The sequence below is a fragment of the Clostridium sp. MF28 genome (assembly GCF_002969175.1).
In the GTDB taxonomy this organism is placed as follows: domain Bacteria; phylum Bacillota; class Clostridia; order Clostridiales; family Clostridiaceae; genus Clostridium; species Clostridium beijerinckii.
Genome location: NZ_CP014331.1, coordinates 4,283,053 through 4,300,505 on the forward strand (window position 1 = coordinate 4,283,053; position 17,453 = coordinate 4,300,505).

Annotated in this window: 6 protein-coding genes, 5 rRNA genes and 1 riboswitch; of the genes, 8 read left to right on the forward strand and 3 right to left on the reverse strand. The window is 37.8% G+C overall.

The annotated features are described in order from the left end of the window. The first annotated feature begins 82 nt into the window (after positions 1-82). From AXY43_RS18795 to rrf (AXY43_RS18825), 7 genes are all read left to right on the forward strand, one after another. Positions 83-2,992, forward strand: a 23S ribosomal RNA gene (locus tag AXY43_RS18795). 141 nt (positions 2,993-3,133) lie between these two features. Continuing rightward, positions 3,134-3,250, forward strand: a 5S ribosomal RNA gene (gene rrf, locus AXY43_RS18800). A 553-nt stretch (positions 3,251-3,803) separates the two neighbouring features. Next, the gene (locus AXY43_RS18805; RefSeq protein WP_105412520.1) at positions 3,804-4,712 is read left to right on the forward strand and encodes a GNAT family N-acetyltransferase; all 909 of its coding nucleotides are present in this window, start codon (positions 3,804-3,806) and stop codon (positions 4,710-4,712) included. A 351-nt stretch (positions 4,713-5,063) separates the two neighbouring features. Next, positions 5,064-6,314, forward strand: a complete 1,251-nt coding sequence (locus tag AXY43_RS18810; RefSeq protein ID WP_023977093.1) for an MFS transporter — start codon at positions 5,064-5,066, stop codon at positions 6,312-6,314. Positions 6,315-6,996: 682 nt separating this feature from the next. Beyond that, positions 6,997-8,507, forward strand: a 16S ribosomal RNA gene (locus tag AXY43_RS18815). A gap of 345 nt (positions 8,508-8,852) precedes the next feature. Next, positions 8,853-11,761: ribosomal RNA gene (locus AXY43_RS18820) — 23S ribosomal RNA — on the forward strand. A gap of 274 nt (positions 11,762-12,035) precedes the next feature. Continuing rightward, positions 12,036-12,152, forward strand: a 5S ribosomal RNA gene (gene rrf / locus AXY43_RS18825). Together the 16S, 23S and 5S rRNA genes form the textbook arrangement of a ribosomal RNA operon. 69 nt (positions 12,153-12,221) lie before the next feature. Here rrf (AXY43_RS18825) and AXY43_RS18830 read toward each other — a convergent pair. Beyond that, positions 12,222-12,689 carry a peroxiredoxin gene (locus tag AXY43_RS18830; protein ID WP_065416290.1) on the reverse strand — a complete coding sequence of 156 codons (468 nt, stop codon included), beginning with the start codon at positions 12,687-12,689 and terminating at the stop codon, positions 12,222-12,224. A 233-nt stretch (positions 12,690-12,922) separates the two neighbouring features. After that, a riboswitch (SAM riboswitch) is annotated at positions 12,923-13,036 on the forward strand. A 199-nt stretch (positions 13,037-13,235) separates the two neighbouring features. Between AXY43_RS18830 and AXY43_RS18835 the strand changes: the two genes are divergently transcribed. Next, positions 13,236-14,525, forward strand: a complete 1,290-nt coding sequence (locus AXY43_RS18835; protein WP_017211732.1) for an O-acetylhomoserine aminocarboxypropyltransferase/cysteine synthase family protein — start codon at positions 13,236-13,238, stop codon at positions 14,523-14,525. Positions 14,526-14,733: 208 nt separating this feature from the next. On the opposite strand, the gene AXY43_RS18840 is transcribed toward AXY43_RS18835, so the two are convergent. Further along, a complete protein-coding gene (locus AXY43_RS18840; protein WP_011968111.1) occupies positions 14,734-15,504 on the reverse strand; it encodes a response regulator transcription factor in 771 nt (256 codons plus the stop codon). Further along, the gene (locus AXY43_RS18845) at positions 15,482-17,359 is read right to left on the reverse strand and encodes a cache domain-containing sensor histidine kinase (protein WP_023974049.1); all 1,878 of its coding nucleotides are present in this window, start codon (positions 17,357-17,359) and stop codon (positions 15,482-15,484) included. Before AXY43_RS18845 ends, AXY43_RS18840 begins: the two co-directional genes overlap by 23 nt. Between the last annotated feature and the right edge of the window lie 94 nt (positions 17,360-17,453).

The following is a 17,453-nucleotide window of genomic DNA, read 5'->3' on the forward strand; positions in this document are numbered from 1 at the left end:
TTGAAAATTGCACATAGATTTAATGTATATAAAATACAACAAAGCCAAGAATAAATATTCTTTGTGATATGACTAATAATTAGGTCAAGCTACAAAGGGCGCATGGTGAATGCCTTGGCATCAGGAGCCGATGAAGGACGCGATAAGCTGCGATAAGCTTCGGGTAGACGCACATAGTTAGAGATCCGAAGATTTCCGAATGAGGAAACTCACATGGGAAACCCCATGTATCATAAAGTGAATACATAGCTTTATGAAGGTATACCCAGGGAACTGAAACATCTAAGTACCTGGAGGAAGAGAAAGAAAAATCGATTTTCTTAGTAGCGGCGAGCGAAAAGGAAAGAGCCCAAACCAGAGATTTATCTCTGGGGTTGCGGACAGAACATAACGAGAAATCATAGTTAATTGAACACAACTGGAAAGTTGGACCATAGGGGGTAATAGTCCCGTAAGTGAAAACTATGATAATCAGTTCTGCACCAGAGTACCACGAGACACGTGAAACCTTGTGGGAAGCAGGGAGGACCACCTCCCAAGGCTAAATACTACCTGATGACCGATAGTGAAGCAGTACCGTGAGGGAAAGGTGAAAAGAACCCCGGGAGGGGAGTGAAATAGAACCTGAAACCATGTGCCTACAACCGATCAGAGCACCTTATGTGTGTGATGATGTGCTTTTTGTAGAACGAGCCAACGAGTTACGGTATGTAGCGAGGTTAAGTACTTAAGGTACGGAGCCGAAGGGAAACCGAGTCTTAATAGGGCGACTAGTTGCATGCTGTAGACCCGAAACCGGGTGACCTATCCATGGCCAGGTTGAAGCGAGGGTAAAACCTCGTGGAGGACCGAACCACGTTGCTGTTGAAAAAGCATGGGATGAGCTGTGGATAGCGGAGAAATTCCAATCGAACTCGGATATAGCTGGTTCTCCTCGAAATAGCTTTAGGGCTAGCGTCGGAAAATGTGAGTAGTGGAGGTAGAGCACTGAATAGGCTAGGGGGCATAGCGCTTACCGAACCTTATCAAACTCCGAATGCCACATACTATCAGTCCGGCAGTCAGACTATGAAAGATAAGTTCCATGGTCAAAAGGGAAACAGCCCAGATCGTCAGCTAAGGTCCCAAAGTGTAAGTTAAGTGGAAAAGGATGTGGGATTTCTAAGACAACTAGGATGTTGGCTTAGAAGCAGCCACTCATTAAAAGAGTGCGTAATAGCTCACTAGTCAAGAGATCCTGCGCCGAAAATGTCCGGGGCTCAAACTTACCACCGAAGCTACGGGTTCACGCATTAGCGTGAGCGGTAGAGGAGCGTCGTAATCGGGCTGAAGTCGTACCGTAAGGAGCGGTGGACTGATTACGAGTGAGAATGTTGGCATTAGTAGCGAGATGTAGGCGAGAATCCTACAGGCCGAATATCTAAGGTTTCCTGAGTAAAGTTTGTCTTCTCAGGGTTAGTCGGGACCTAAGGCGAGGCCGAAAGGCGTAGTCGATGGACAATTGGTTGATATTCCAATACCACTATAATCGTTATTATCGATGGTGTGACGGAGAAGGATAGGATGTGCTAGCTATTGGATGCTAGTCTAAGCGTTTAGGGAGTTGGGATTGGCAAATCCGTTCCAACAATTCTGAGGCGTGATGGGGAAGGTTCTACGGAACCGAAGTATCTGATTCCATGCTTCCAAGAAAAGCATCTAGAGAGAGAAGTAGTGCCCGTACCGCAAACCGACACAGGTAGATGAGGAGAGAATCCTAAGGCCGACGGAAGAATTGCAGTTAAGGAACTAGGCAAATTGACCCCGTAACTTCGGGAGAAGGGGTGCCTGAGAAATCAGGCCGCAGAGAATAGGCACAAGCAACTGTTTAACAAAAACACAGGTCTCTGCTAAAGCGAAAGCTGATGTATAGGGGCTGACGCCTGCCCGGTGCTGGAAGGTTAAGGGGAACACTTAGTGGTAACGCGAAGGTGTGAACTTAAGCCCCAGTAAACGGCGGCCGTAACTATAACGGTCCTAAGGTAGCGAAATTCCTTGTCAGGTAAGTTCTGACCCGCACGAATGGCGTAATGACTTGTGCACTGTCTCAACTGCAAATCCGGCGAAGTTGTAGTGCGAGTGAAGATGCTCGCTACCCGCGATTGGACGGAAAGACCCCGTAGAGCTTTACTGTAGCTTAGCATTGAATTTCGGTATTGTCTGTACAGGATAGGTGGGAGACTGGGAAACTAGGGCGTCAGCCTTGGTGGAGTCGTTGTTGGGATACCACCCTGATAGTATTGAAGTTCTAACTGGATGCCATGAAACTGGTGACAGGACATTGTTAGGTGGGCAGTTTGACTGGGGCGGTCGCCTCCTAAAATGTAACGGAGGCGCCCAAAGGTTCCCTCAGAACGGTCGGAAATCGTTCGAAGAGTGTAAAGGCAGAAGGGAGCCTGACTGCGACACCTACAAGTGGAGCAGGGACGAAAGTCGGGCTTAGTGATCCGGTGGTACCTCGTGGGAGGGCCATCGCTCAACGGATAAAAGCTACCTCGGGGATAACAGGCTGATCTCCCCCAAGAGTTCACATCGACGGGGAGGTTTGGCACCTCGATGTCGGCTCGTCGCATCCTGGGGCTGAAGTAGGTCCCAAGGGTTGGGCTGTTCGCCCATTAAAGCGGCACGCGAGCTGGGTTCAGAACGTCGTGAGACAGTTCGGTCCCTATCCGTCGCGGGCGTAGGAAATTTGAGAGGAGCTGTCCTTAGTACGAGAGGACCGGGATGGACTGACCTATGGTGTACCAGTTGTTTCGCCAGAAGCATAGCTGGGTAGCTAAGTCGGGAAGGGATAAACGCTGAAAGCATCTAAGTGTGAAGCCCACCTCAAGATGAGATTTCCCATAGCATAAGCTAGTAAGACCCCTTGAAGACTACAAGGTTGATAGGTCAGAGGTGTAAGTATGGTAACATATTTAGCTGACTGATACTAATAGGTCGAGGGCTTGACCAATATAATCAAGTTGTAATATACATTAAAGAAACTGTGTGCAATTTTGAAAGAACAAAACTTTCAATTGAATAAGGAATACAAATCGCTAAAGCGATTTGCATAAGTTTTTCAACCAAATCAGAGATTTGGGAAAAGCTAATATCTCGTGATGATGGCATAGAGGTAACACTCCTTCCCATTCCGAACAGGAAAGTTAAGGTCTATAGCGCCGATGGTACTGCATGGGAGACTGTGTGGCAGAGTAGGACGTTGCGAGGTAAGCAAAAAAGATAGTTGTAATAACTATCTTTTTTTATTTTGCATAAAAAATGTGATTACTAATTTTAGTGAAGAAATAGAATAATAAATTTGAATTAATTGACAAATATTTTTGCATATGATAATGTTAATTTATTGAAGGATTTATTGTAAAAGTATAGTAAGTCTTATGAAAGGAGAAATGGTAATATGATAAAGAGTGTAAAGGTGATTGCTGTTTAAAAATAAATATGGGCGGAAATACATTCTTATGGTAGTTGTACCTTTTATTTGTGTTATATTTTCGCGGAATTTAGATAACCTTTCATAAATATGTGTACTATTAAGGACGAATATCATAACAGGTTTGCCTGTTTTTATAATGCCCGCAGATAGAAGCCATCTATAGGTTTGTGTCTGCGGGATTTTTCTGTCCATTTTTAGAGATTCAGTAATATCAATAGTATATGATAAGATCAGCAATCAAAAAGGAGAGATGTGCAATGAAGAATTTAAAATTAAAATCTATGAAAAATTTAAAAATTTCAAAAGCAAGCAAAAAGGAGATTTTAAAATGAAAGAAGTAAATCATATAATAACTATGAAGCAATATATAGGTGAAAAAGAATATAAAGATATAAATAAACTTCAAGAAATCATAACTTCAAAGGATAAAGTAAATTTAAAGTTGGAAGTAGACTTTAAATTAGAAATGAATAAAAATTCAGAAACATCAAAGAAGAGATTAAATGAATTTTTATATTATGTAGATTATGTTTTAGTTGCTTATCTTGGAATTTCATGTTTTGGAGGAAATATAGCTGAGCTTAATGGAATGACTCATCCAGAGTGGAGGAGAAAAGGTATCTTTAAAAAACTCTTTGACCTTGCAATAGATGAATGTAGTAGGAATGGTTTTAAGAAGATATTATTATTAACAGATGGTAAATCTAAATCTGGAAATGAATTTATAAAAGCAGTAGGAGGAGAATACGATTTTTCTGAATATGGGATGGAATTAATAAGTCAGCATTTTTTAGAAAATTTATTTCCTATTAATTTAAGAAAAGCAAAGGCATCAGATAAGAAGGAATTATCAAGACAAGACTTGATTTATTTTTCTGATAAGGAGGAAAATGAAAGTTTCAAAGTTTTAGCTGAAGAAGAAACTGAACAAATTGAGGAAGATGAATCAAGAATAAAAAATGCCTATATAGCTGAATTAGACAATGAAGTCATAGGTAAAATTCATATTGAATATAATGATTACTCAGCTTTCATATTGGGTTTTGGCGTGTTACCAGAGTTTAGAGGAAAAGGCTATGGAAGAGCAGTACTAAAGGCAGCTTTAAAATTAATAAGTGAAAAAGATATAAAGCAAGTAGAATTAGATGTGGCTGATAAAAACAGTAGGGCACTTAATTTATATAAATCGTGTGGATTTAAAGAAAAATCTGTGATGAACTATTTTGTGAAATTTTAACTACTGCTTAGTTTAAAGGAGAGGAAGCTGTCACTATCAGGTTAAAATCCGATAGTGATAGCTTCTGATGTAGACAGTATCATATAACTATTTATATATTCATTAATTCCTTATAAAGTTTATTAGCTTCTTTATATATTCTTCTAAATATTAACCTAATACTTCTAATGCAAATGTCATAAAATAGGATCCAATAAATAAAAAGATAATAATCATATTTGACTAAAATATTGAAATATAGATAAAATTATAGCATTAAAATGGTAATTTATATAAAAATTATTTAGTGGGAATGTTTTGAAATTTAAGGATTTTATAGGTAAAATATATTAAGAAAAGGGGGCATAACAAATGAAAGATTTCATTAATAATTATAAAGGATTACCAAAGGAAATGTATGTGATATGTTTTGCTACACTTATTAACAGACTTGGAGATTTTGTAGTACCATTTCTCGCATTATATCTTACTCAAAAAATTGGAATGACAGCTGCAGCAACTGGAGTTATAGTTACATTATCATCTATTGTAGGCATACCAGCATCCATTTTAGGTGGAAAAATATCAGATATGTTTGGAAGAAAAAAAATATATACATATGCACAAAGTATAGCAGCAGTAACATTAATACCTTGTGCTTTCACTAAAAGTGTTTCGATTACTATAATGTGTTTATTGATAAGTACATTTTTTAATGGTTTTGTACGTCCAGCATTTCAATCAATGATTCAAGATATACTCTCTAAGGAAGAAAGACAAGCTGGATTTTCTCTTAACTACCTAGCGATAAATGCAGGAGTTGCAATTGGACCAATAATAGCAGGTTTTTTATTTAATAATCTTTTACCATTATTATTTTTAGGGGATACACTAACTTCTTTAATAGCAGTCTTTTTGGTATGGAAAAATATCAAAGAGACTTATCCGGTAAATAGTAAATTAAAGGTTGGAAGTAAAGCTGAAATAGCAGAAAATGGAAATACGTTTCAAATGCTTTGGAAAAGGCCAGCATTAAGTCTATTTCTAGTTTTATATATGGTATATAACTTTATTTATGCTCAGCATAAGTTTTCTTTGCCTATAACTTTAAATGCTCAATTTAATAATGAAAGTGCTAAACTTTTGGGCTACATTATGAGTATAAATGCTGTAACTGTTTTAGTCCTTACAATTTTTATAGGTTTTATAACTAAAAGAAATCATCAGTTAACTAATATGGCTTTTACGGGAATATTATATGCTATAGGATTTGGAATGATAGGATATATTGATAATTTCAATTTTTTTATTATTTCCACAATAATATGGACTTTAGGAGAAATTTTAAGTTCAATAAGCTCAGGTGTTTATGTGGCAAATAATAGTCCAAGCAATTATAGAGCCAGATTAAATGCAATAATGAATCTTGGCAGATTTCTAGGTACAGCTCTTAGTACTTTTTTTTCTGGAGCATATATTCAAGTTTATGGATATAAAACATTATGGTTTTTAATATTTTTTATTTCAATAATTTCAGGAATATTAATGTTTGTTTTAAAAATATTTTCTGTGAAATCAGAATTGGGCAATTATACGAAAAGCAAAATTAAAAGTGCTGTTTAGAAATCGTTGAGATATTCAAGAATGATAAAAAGTTGAATGTGTAATGTATTTTTGACTCAAATTAAGTAACTTTATTAGAAAGATTAAAAATAAAGATGTTATAGCATTTTTATAACTCAGATTATCAGGGCTTATTAGAGAGATATGAGAGTGCAATACAAATGTTTAAATATATAATAAATGATATTAAATCTTTGGACAACTATTGCTAGCGTATCAGTATGCATAAAATATAGAATAATGACGGATTATAAAGAAAGGTGAAGATAATCGCATTTAGTAATAGGAAAGCAAATAATATGAAGATATCAGAGATGTTAAGATAAAACACGTCGCTAAGAGACATAAACAAAACAACTTAAAGGGAAAAAGATTTTCTAGGAAAGTTGTTGACAATGTCGAATGGTGATGATATGATGAAATCCTCGCTAAGAGATGCAGAATTAATAACTTGAAGCTAATAGAACTACTGAAAATGAGTTCAAAAAGTTTTTTAAAAAGTTGTTGACAAGCTTCGAAAGCGGTGATATACTGAATAAGCTGTCAGAAACGACAGATAACAACAAAACATTACAACGGTAGTTGTAAGAAAGAAAAATTGGTCTTTGAAAATTGAACAGAATGATATAAATACATTTAAGTAAACCAGCAATTTTTATTTGAGTAAGCTAAGATTAAACTTTTTATTGAGAGTTTGATCCTGGCTCAGGACGAACGCTGGCGGCGTGCTTAACACATGCAAGTCGAGCGATGAAGCTCCTTCGGGAGCGGATTAGCGGCGGACGGGTGAGTAACACGTGGGTAACCTGCCTCATAGAGGGGAATAGCCTTTCGAAAGGAAGATTAATACCGCATAAGATTGTAGTGCCGCATGGCATAGCAATTAAAGGAGTAATCCGCTATGAGATGGACCCGCGTCGCATTAGCTAGTTGGTGAGGTAACGGCTCACCAAGGCGACGATGCGTAGCCGACCTGAGAGGGTGATCGGCCACATTGGGACTGAGACACGGCCCAGACTCCTACGGGAGGCAGCAGTGGGGAATATTGCACAATGGGGGAAACCCTGATGCAGCAACGCCGCGTGAGTGATGACGGTCTTCGGATTGTAAAGCTCTGTCTTCAGGGACGATAATGACGGTACCTGAGGAGGAAGCCACGGCTAACTACGTGCCAGCAGCCGCGGTAATACGTAGGTGGCAAGCGTTGTCCGGATTTACTGGGCGTAAAGGGAGCGTAGGTGGATATTTAAGTGGGATGTGAAATACTCGGGCTTAACCTGGGTGCTGCATTCCAAACTGGATATCTAGAGTGCAGGAGAGGAAAGTAGAATTCCTAGTGTAGCGGTGAAATGCGTAGAGATTAGGAAGAATACCAGTGGCGAAGGCGACTTTCTGGACTGTAACTGACACTGAGGCTCGAAAGCGTGGGGAGCAAACAGGATTAGATACCCTGGTAGTCCACGCCGTAAACGATGAATACTAGGTGTAGGGGTTGTCATGACCTCTGTGCCGCCGCTAACGCATTAAGTATTCCGCCTGGGGAGTACGGTCGCAAGATTAAAACTCAAAGGAATTGACGGGGGCCCGCACAAGCAGCGGAGCATGTGGTTTAATTCGAAGCAACGCGAAGAACCTTACCTAGACTTGACATCTCCTGAATTACCCTTAATCGGGGAAGCCCTTCGGGGCAGGAAGACAGGTGGTGCATGGTTGTCGTCAGCTCGTGTCGTGAGATGTTGGGTTAAGTCCCGCAACGAGCGCAACCCTTATTGTTAGTTGCTACCATTTAGTTGAGCACTCTAGCGAGACTGCCCGGGTTAACCGGGAGGAAGGTGGGGATGACGTCAAATCATCATGCCCCTTATGTCTAGGGCTACACACGTGCTACAATGGCTGGTACAGAGAGATGCTAAACCGTGAGGTGGAGCCAAACTTTAAAACCAGTCTCAGTTCGGATTGTAGGCTGAAACTCGCCTACATGAAGCTGGAGTTGCTAGTAATCGCGAATCAGAATGTCGCGGTGAATACGTTCCCGGGCCTTGTACACACCGCCCGTCACACCAGAGAGTTGGCAATACCCAAAGTTCGTGAGCTAACGCGCAAGCGGGGCAGCGACCTAAGGTAGGGTCAGCGATTGGGGTGAAGTCGTAACAAGGTAGCCGTAGGAGAACCTGCGGCTGGATCACCTCCTTTCTATGGAGAAATCTAGATCAGCATGATGTCTGACTAGTACAGATACATTATTATGTATCAAAATATAAAATACTTGCTCAAAGGTTACTTAAATATTTGTTCTGTTCAATTTTGAAAGACTAAGTCTTTCAAAATGCGTAGCTTAGTAGCGACAAGTGCAAGAAAGCGAAAATTTTATGAAATGAAGCGTACTTCACGTACGTAAATGAGTAAAATTTATAGCTGACGAAGCAATTGACGGTAATAAGCAAGCAAGATGTTCTTTGAAAATTGCACATAGATTTAATGTATATAAAATACAACAAAGCCAAGAATAAATATTCTTTGTGATATGACTAATAATTAGGTCAAGCTACAAAGGGCGCATGGTGAATGCCTTGGCATCAGGAGCCGATGAAGGACGCGATAAGCTGCGATAAGCTTCGGGTAGACGCACATAGTCAGAGATCCGAAGATTTCCGAATGAGGAAACTCACATGGGAAACCCCATGTATCATAAAGTGAATACATAGCTTTATGAAGGTATACCCAGGGAACTGAAACATCTAAGTACCTGGAGGAAGAGAAAGAAAAATCGATTTTCTTAGTAGCGGCGAGCGAAAAGGAAAGAGCCCAAACCAGAGATTTATCTCTGGGGTTGCGGACAGAACATAACGAGAAATCATAGTTAATTGAACACAACTGGAAAGTTGGACCACAGTGGGTAATAGTCCCGTAAGTGAAAACTATGATAATCAGTTCTGCACCAGAGTACCACGAGACACGTGAAACCTTGTGGGAAGCAGGGAGGACCACCTCCCAAGGCTAAATACTACCTGATGACCGATAGTGAAGCAGTACCGTGAGGGAAAGGTGAAAAGAACCCCGGGAGGGGAGTGAAATAGAACCTGAAACCATGTGCCTACAACCGATCAGAGCACCTTATGTGTGTGATGATGTGCTTTTTGTAGAACGAGCCAACGAGTTACGGTATGTAGCGAGGTTAAGTACTTAAGGTACGGAGCCGAAGGGAAACCGAGTCTTAATAGGGCGACTAGTTGCATGCTGTAGACCCGAAACCGGGTGACCTATCCATGGCCAGGTTGAAGCGAGGGTAAAACCTCGTGGAGGACCGAACCACGTTGCTGTTGAAAAAGCATGGGATGAGCTGTGGATAGCGGAGAAATTCCAATCGAACTCGGATATAGCTGGTTCTCCTCGAAATAGCTTTAGGGCTAGCGTCGGAAAATGTGAGTAGTGGAGGTAGAGCACTGAATAGGCTAGGGGGCATAGCGCTTACCGAACCTTATCAAACTCCGAATGCCACATACTATCAGTCCGGCAGTCAGACTATGAAAGATAAGTTCCATGGTCAAAAGGGAAACAGCCCAGATCGTCAGCTAAGGTCCCAAAGTGTAAGTTAAGTGGAAAAGGATGTGGGATTTCTAAGACAACTAGGATGTTGGCTTAGAAGCAGCCACTCATTAAAAGAGTGCGTAATAGCTCACTAGTCAAGAGATCCTGCGCCGAAAATGTCCGGGGCTCAAACTTACCACCGAAGCTACGGGTTCACGTTTTACGTGAGCGGTAGAGGAGCGTCGTAATCGGGCTGAAGTCGTACCGTAAGGAGCGGTGGACTGATTACGAGTGAGAATGTTGGCATTAGTAGCGAGATGTAGGCGAGAATCCTACAGGCCGAATATCTAAGGTTTCCTGAGTAAAGTTTGTCTTCTCAGGGTTAGTCGGGACCTAAGGCGAGGCCGAAAGGCGTAGTCGATGGACAATTGGTTGATATTCCAATACCACTATAATCGTTATTATCGATGGTGTGACGGAGAAGGATAGGATGTGCTAGCTATTGGATGCTAGTCTAAGCGTTTAGGGAGTTGGGATTGGCAAATCCGTTCCAACAATTCTGAGGCGTGATGGGGAAGGTTCTACGGAACCGAAGTATCTGATTCCATGCTTCCAAGAAAAGCATCTAGAGAGAGAAGTAGTGCCCGTACCGCAAACCGACACAGGTAGATGAGGAGAGAATCCTAAGGCCGACGGAAGAATTGCAGTTAAGGAACTAGGCAAATTGACCCCGTAACTTCGGGAGAAGGGGTGCCTGAGAAATCAGGCCGCAGAGAATAGGCACAAGCAACTGTTTAACAAAAACACAGGTCTCTGCTAAAGCGAAAGCTGATGTATAGGGGCTGACGCCTGCCCGGTGCTGGAAGGTTAAGGGGAACACTTAGTGGTAACGCGAAGGTGTGAACTTAAGCCCCAGTAAACGGCGGCCGTAACTATAACGGTCCTAAGGTAGCGAAATTCCTTGTCAGGTAAGTTCTGACCCGCACGAATGGCGTAATGACTTGTGCACTGTCTCAACTGCAAATCCGGCGAAGTTGTAGTGCGAGTGAAGATGCTCGCTACCCGCGATTGGACGGAAAGACCCCGTAGAGCTTTACTGTAGCTTAGCATTGAATTTCGGTATTGTCTGTACAGGATAGGTGGGAGACTGGGAAACTAGGGCGTCAGCCTTGGTGGAGTCGTTGTTGGGATACCACCCTGATAGTATTGAAGTTCTAACTGGATGCCATGAAACTGGTGACAGGACATTGTTAGGTGGGCAGTTTGACTGGGGCGGTCGCCTCCTAAAATGTAACGGAGGCGCCCAAAGGTTCCCTCAGAACGGTCGGAAATCGTTCGAAGAGTGTAAAGGCAGAAGGGAGCCTGACTGCGACACCTACAAGTGAAGCAGGGACGAAAGTCGGGCTTAGTGATCCGGTGGTACCTCGTGGGAGGGCCATCGCTCAACGGATAAAAGCTACCTCGGGGATAACAGGCTGATCTCCCCCAAGAGTTCACATCGACGGGGAGGTTTGGCACCTCGATGTCGGCTCGTCGCATCCTGGGGCTGAAGTAGGTCCCAAGGGTTGGGCTGTTCGCCCATTAAAGCGGCACGCGAGCTGGGTTCAGAACGTCGTGAGACAGTTCGGTCCCTATCCGTCGCGGGCGTAGGAAATTTGAGAGGAGCTGTCCTTAGTACGAGAGGACCGGGATGGACTGACCTATGGTGTACCAGTTGTTTCGCCAGAAGCATAGCTGGGTAGCTAAGTCGGGAAGGGATAAACGCTGAAAGCATCTAAGTGTGAAGCCCACCTCAAGATGAGATTTCCCATAGCATAAGCTAGTAAGACCCCTTGAAGACTACAAGGTTGATAGGTCAGAGGTGTAAGTATGGTAACATATTTAGCTGACTGATACTAATAGGTCGAGGGCTTGACCAATATAGTCAAGTTGTAATATACATTAAATAGAGAGGAAGCTCGACTCACTAGCGTTCGCTGAGTAAGTTCGAGAAACCAAATATGAAATTTGGACTCTCACTTATGTGCAATTTTGAAAGAACAAAGTTTTTTCAAAAAGGAATAATTACAGTAATAGATTAATGTAAATGTGGTATAAGCGTAAACTAAGAGTCTTTTTTCAAAGGAAACTTGACTCACATTCGTTCGCTGAGTGCTAATTTACACGAAATCGAAGATTTCTGTAAATTATGCATCTCGTGATGATGGCATAGAGGTAACACTCCTTCCCATTCCGAACAGGAAAGTTAAGGTCTATAGCGCCGATGGTACTGCATGGGAGACTGTGTGGCAGAGTAGGACGTTGCGAGGTAAGCAAAAAAGATAGTTGTAATAACTATCTTTTTTTATTTATTATCATACAATATTTTAAATAATTAAATTATTGTATAGAACATTTTAATTGTTCTATATGTCCTGTAACTTTAACTTTCCTATAAATCTTTGATATAATCCCATTTTCATCTATTACGAATGTACTTCTTTCAATACCTATGGATTTCTTCCCAAACATATTTTTTTCCTTTAATACGCCGTAGAGATTACATACCTCCTCTTTTTCATCTGAAAGAAGAATGAAGGGCAATTCATATTTTGCAATAAATTTATCATGAGACGCTAGAGAATCTCTGCTTATACCTAAAATAACAGCATTTTTCATTTCAAAATCATCCAAACCATTTTTAAAATCTTGTGCTTCTTGTGAGCAGCCAGGAGTATTATCTTTAGGGTAAAAGTACAAGATGACTTTTTTATTTAAATAATCACTTAATTTATGTTCTTTTTTATCAGATCCTACTAATGTGAAATCAGGAGCTTTCATTCCTTCTTCTAAAGTTAAACTTTCCATCTTTATTACCTCCATGTCGTTTATAATAATTATTATCTATCAAGATTAAATATTTGTAAAGTAGAAAAGAAACATTGCGACTGGGTTTATTTAGAATATATGACTGTGAATTCTAGATAAAATAACTAATTAATAAAAAATACATACAAAATTTAAAATACTGTTGACATATATAGCAATAAAATGTATACTTTATATCATAGTAAACAACTAAGAATAATATAATATAATAATTTTTATCAAGAAAGGCGGAGGGACTGGCCCTATGATGCCTAGCAACCTGAATTAAAAATCTATTTTAATTTAAGGTGCTAATTCCTGCAGATACTTTATCTGAAAGATAAGAATGTACATATTTTTTTGCTACTTTCTTATCTAGAAAGTAGCTCTTTTATTATCTAAATGTCTAATTATTTGTATATTTCTCTAGGGTCGTGATAAAAATCAAATTCAAAGCTAAATATAATATCTAGAAAATTAGGGTAACGTACAAATCATAGTAAATATATTAGAAATAAAAATTATATAAAATGGGGGCAACAAATTATGAGTAATCAAGAAAGAAAATTAAAATTTGAAACACTTCAACTTCATGTAGGGCAAGAACAACCTGATTCAGCAACAGATTCTAGAGCAGTACCAATTTACCAAACAACTTCATATGTATTTAAAAATTCTGCACATGCAGCAGCAAGATTTGGATTAGCTGATGCTGGAAATATATATGGTCGTTTAACAAATTCAACACAAGATGTTTTTGAAAAACGTGTTGCAGCTTTGGAAGGCGGAGTAGCAGCTCTTGCGGTAGCATCTGGAGCAGCAGCAATAACATATGCATTGCAAAATATAACTAAAGCTGGTGATCACATAGTTGCAGAAAAAACTATATATGGAGGATCTTATAATTTGTTAGCACATACGTTTCCTACAAACGGTGTTACAACAACATTTGTAGATCCATCTGACCTATCAAATTTTGAAAATGCAATTCAAGATAATACTAAAGCAATTTTAATTGAATCACTTGGAAATCCGAACTCAAATATTTTAGATGTTAAAGCATTAGCAGAAATTGCACATAAGCATAAAATACCACTAATAGTGGACAATACATTTGGAACACCATACTTATTTAGACCGATTGAACATGGGGCAGATATAGTTGTTCATTCGGCAACTAAATTTATTGGTGGACATGGTACATCACTAGGTGGAGTTATTGTGGACTCAGGAAAGTTTGACTGGATAGGTTCAGGAAAGTTCCCACAATTATCAGAAGCAGATCCAAGCTATCATGGAATTAAGTTCGCAGAAGCAGTTGGGGCTGCCGCATATGTGACAAGAATTCGTGCTATTTTATTAAGAGATACGGGTGCATGCATAAGTCCATTTAATGCATTTATATTATTACAAGGTTTAGAAACTCTTTCACTTAGAGTTGAACGTCATGTTGAGAATGCTTTAAAAGTTGTAGAATTTTTAAAGAATCATCCAAAGGTTGAAAGTGTTAATCATCCATCGCTACCAGAGAGCGCTGATAATGCTTTATATAAAAAATATTTTCCTAAGGGAGCAGGTTCTATATTCACATTCGAAATTAAAGGTGGAGCAAAGGAAGCACAGGAATTTATTGATAAACTACAAATATTCTCACTACTTGCAAATGTAGCTGATGTTAAATCATTAGTAATTCACCCAGCGAGTACAACACATTCTCAAATGAATGAAACTGAACTAGCAGAGTCAGGAATTAAACCAAATACAATCCGTCTTTCAATAGGAACAGAACATATTGATGATATAATTTATGACTTATCTCAAGCATTTGAAAGTTAGGAGTCATTTAGTTAATAAAGAAAATAATTATTCAGCTTAGTTCTAAGAAAAAGTTTTGATAGATTAAAAGTTTTTGGTTAGTTACTTAAGAGGCAGAAGGCAAACAGTCAATATGAGAGTTTGCCTTCTATTTTTCTTTGGAGTGATAAATTCATGATAGTAATTAATATGGTGTAAAACACAATATTATGAGAACAATATAGAATTATTAGTTATAATTTAAATGTTTTATTCTATAGTCGCTAGGATACACACCTACATTAGATTTAAATACTCTGCTAAAATAGAAGGCATCTTTATAACCAATCAATTCACCAACCTTTTTTATTTCCAAGTCAGGCTGATTAATTAAAAGCTGTTTGGCTTCATTAATGCGAATTCTAGTGATATATTTTATCGGAGTTACTCCGGTATATTTCTTAAAAATCTTACTTATATATTCACTTGTAAATCCAAATTTCTCAGAAATTTCGGTTATTGATGTCACAGAGGCATAGTTATTAAGCAAGTAATTTTCAAGTAACTGGCTTAGGCTTTCAGGCTTTAGACTGTGGTGATCAATTGAAAATGAAGAGAATTCTTTACTTTCGGACTCAAGCATAACAAGAATGCTTTGTAAAGCAGTGCTAAGTTCTTCTATTTTTACTGGTTTTAATAAAAAATCTTTTACACCATATTTTAATGCAGTCTGAGCATATTTAAAATCATTGTATCCACTTAATACCATAGTCTTTATATGAGGATGATTTTTGTAGAGATATTTAATTAATTCTAATCCATCGTATTGAGGCATTCTTATATCAGTAATAACTAGAGATGGACATTGCTGTTCTATGAGAGGAATGGCAATTTCTCCATTGCTAGCTTCACCTACTAATTCAAAAGGAATAGATAAAGAATTAATTTTTTTTATTATATTCTGTCTTATAAGATGTTCATCTTCAACAACAATAAGTTTATAGGTGTGTGTATTGTTCATAAAAATCCTCCTTATTTAGATGTACGGGTCCACCGATTATAAAAATTGTTCTATTTTTTTGAGAATTATCAATTGAAAATATAGCTTCAGTACCATATAAAAGTTGTAATCTTAGATATACATTTTTAAGTCCCATTCCGCCAATCCTTAATGATTTTAGTTCTTTAGTTCTGTTTAAATTATAGAGATTAGATAATAATTTCTCTTTATCTTGATCACTTAAACAACCACCATTATCTTCGATATATATAAGCCACTTTTGATCATTTGTTATAGAAGATTTGATATCTAAAATCCAAGGTGGTGAGGAGCTAAAGCCATATTTAAAAGCATTTTCTACTATAGGTTGTATTATTAGTTTAGGAATTAAAATGTTCTTTGTTGATTCATGAATATTTGAAGTATAAATAAAATCACTTCCATATCGCATTTTCATACATTCAATATATTTTTCCGTATATGATATTTCTAAAGATAAATGAACAGCAGTTTCATCGCATGTTGTAATATAACGGAAATAATCACACAATGCATGACATATATTAATTATTTCGCTATTCATATCTTCTTCAGCCATGATACTTATATTTGTTAAACTATTATATAAAAAGTGTGGATTAATAAGAGATTGGGTCGCTTGTAGTTTTGCACGAGTTTCTTCTGATTTTAATAATAAAATTTCATGAGAAGAATCTCTTAATTTTTCATACATATCACAAAACGATTGATAGAGCTCGGAAATTTCAAGTATATTACTATTAATTGGAACTAATAGAGTTTCATTTTCATTTAATACTCTGTCTATAGTGACCATCTTTGTAGAATTAGTTAAAGTACTTAAAGGTTGAGTTAATCTACTTGAAATTATAAAACATAAAAATAGTGTAAAAATGATTGAAATTATAGCTATAATAATAAAACCTTCTTTAAAGGAGTGCAATGATCTGAAAACAACTTCCTTAGGTTCAACGGCAATGATTGTCCAATTATATGAATCGACTTTTTGATACGACATCAGGACATCATGCTTACTATCTATATTAATAAAATACCCAACTGATGGACTTAAATTGTGTTCTTGTATAGTATTAGTATAATTTATATTATCTTCTGGGGCAGATGAATAGGGGTAAACTAACTCATTATGTTCATTATATATATAGAATGATGTTGAAGGATTTTTTTGCTTTAATTCTGAAATTAGAGAGAATACAGTGTTGCAATCTTGTACTACTTCAACAATACCTTCTGGTTCATTATTTCGATTAAAGAATACACGTGAAAGTGAAAGATAATGATGGTTTGACATATTTTCAATTTTAGTAGGAGAGTATGATAATTTATCAGTAAGAAAAATATTTTTTTCACCATTTTTATCTAATGTATCCTTATACCATGGTACCGTATTCAAATCTACATTTATTACTCCTTGAAAGAAACCTGATCCTATACATATTCCATTTTGTGTATAAAGATTAACTTGACTGGCTGATTGAAAGGGACCGATTATAGCAGTAATAATATCATATATAGCTAAAACGTTTTCTCTAGATTGAGTAAAATGTTCGAGATTTATTGTATCTGTGTTATTATGTGTAAAACTAGTAAAATTCTTTTTTATAGCATTCGAGTAGACAATATTCATGGATATTGTGGACATATTATTTAATTCGGTTGATACTGATTTATGAATAGAGGCACTGATAGTTTCAGATTTGGTTTTGGCTGTTTGGTAAATATTATCACTATAAAAGTAATAAAAACAAAGAAAGAATAAAAGCAATAATAAGGCTACTAGCAACCCATAAATAGAAAATAAGTATGTCTTTTGAGAATAACGTAATTTATAATTCATTATAATCCTCCTCTCCAAAACACATTATATAATAATGTTCAAAAAAGTGCAAAACGGAGTTCTTTTTTATCTATGTCTAATTAATATACTTAGT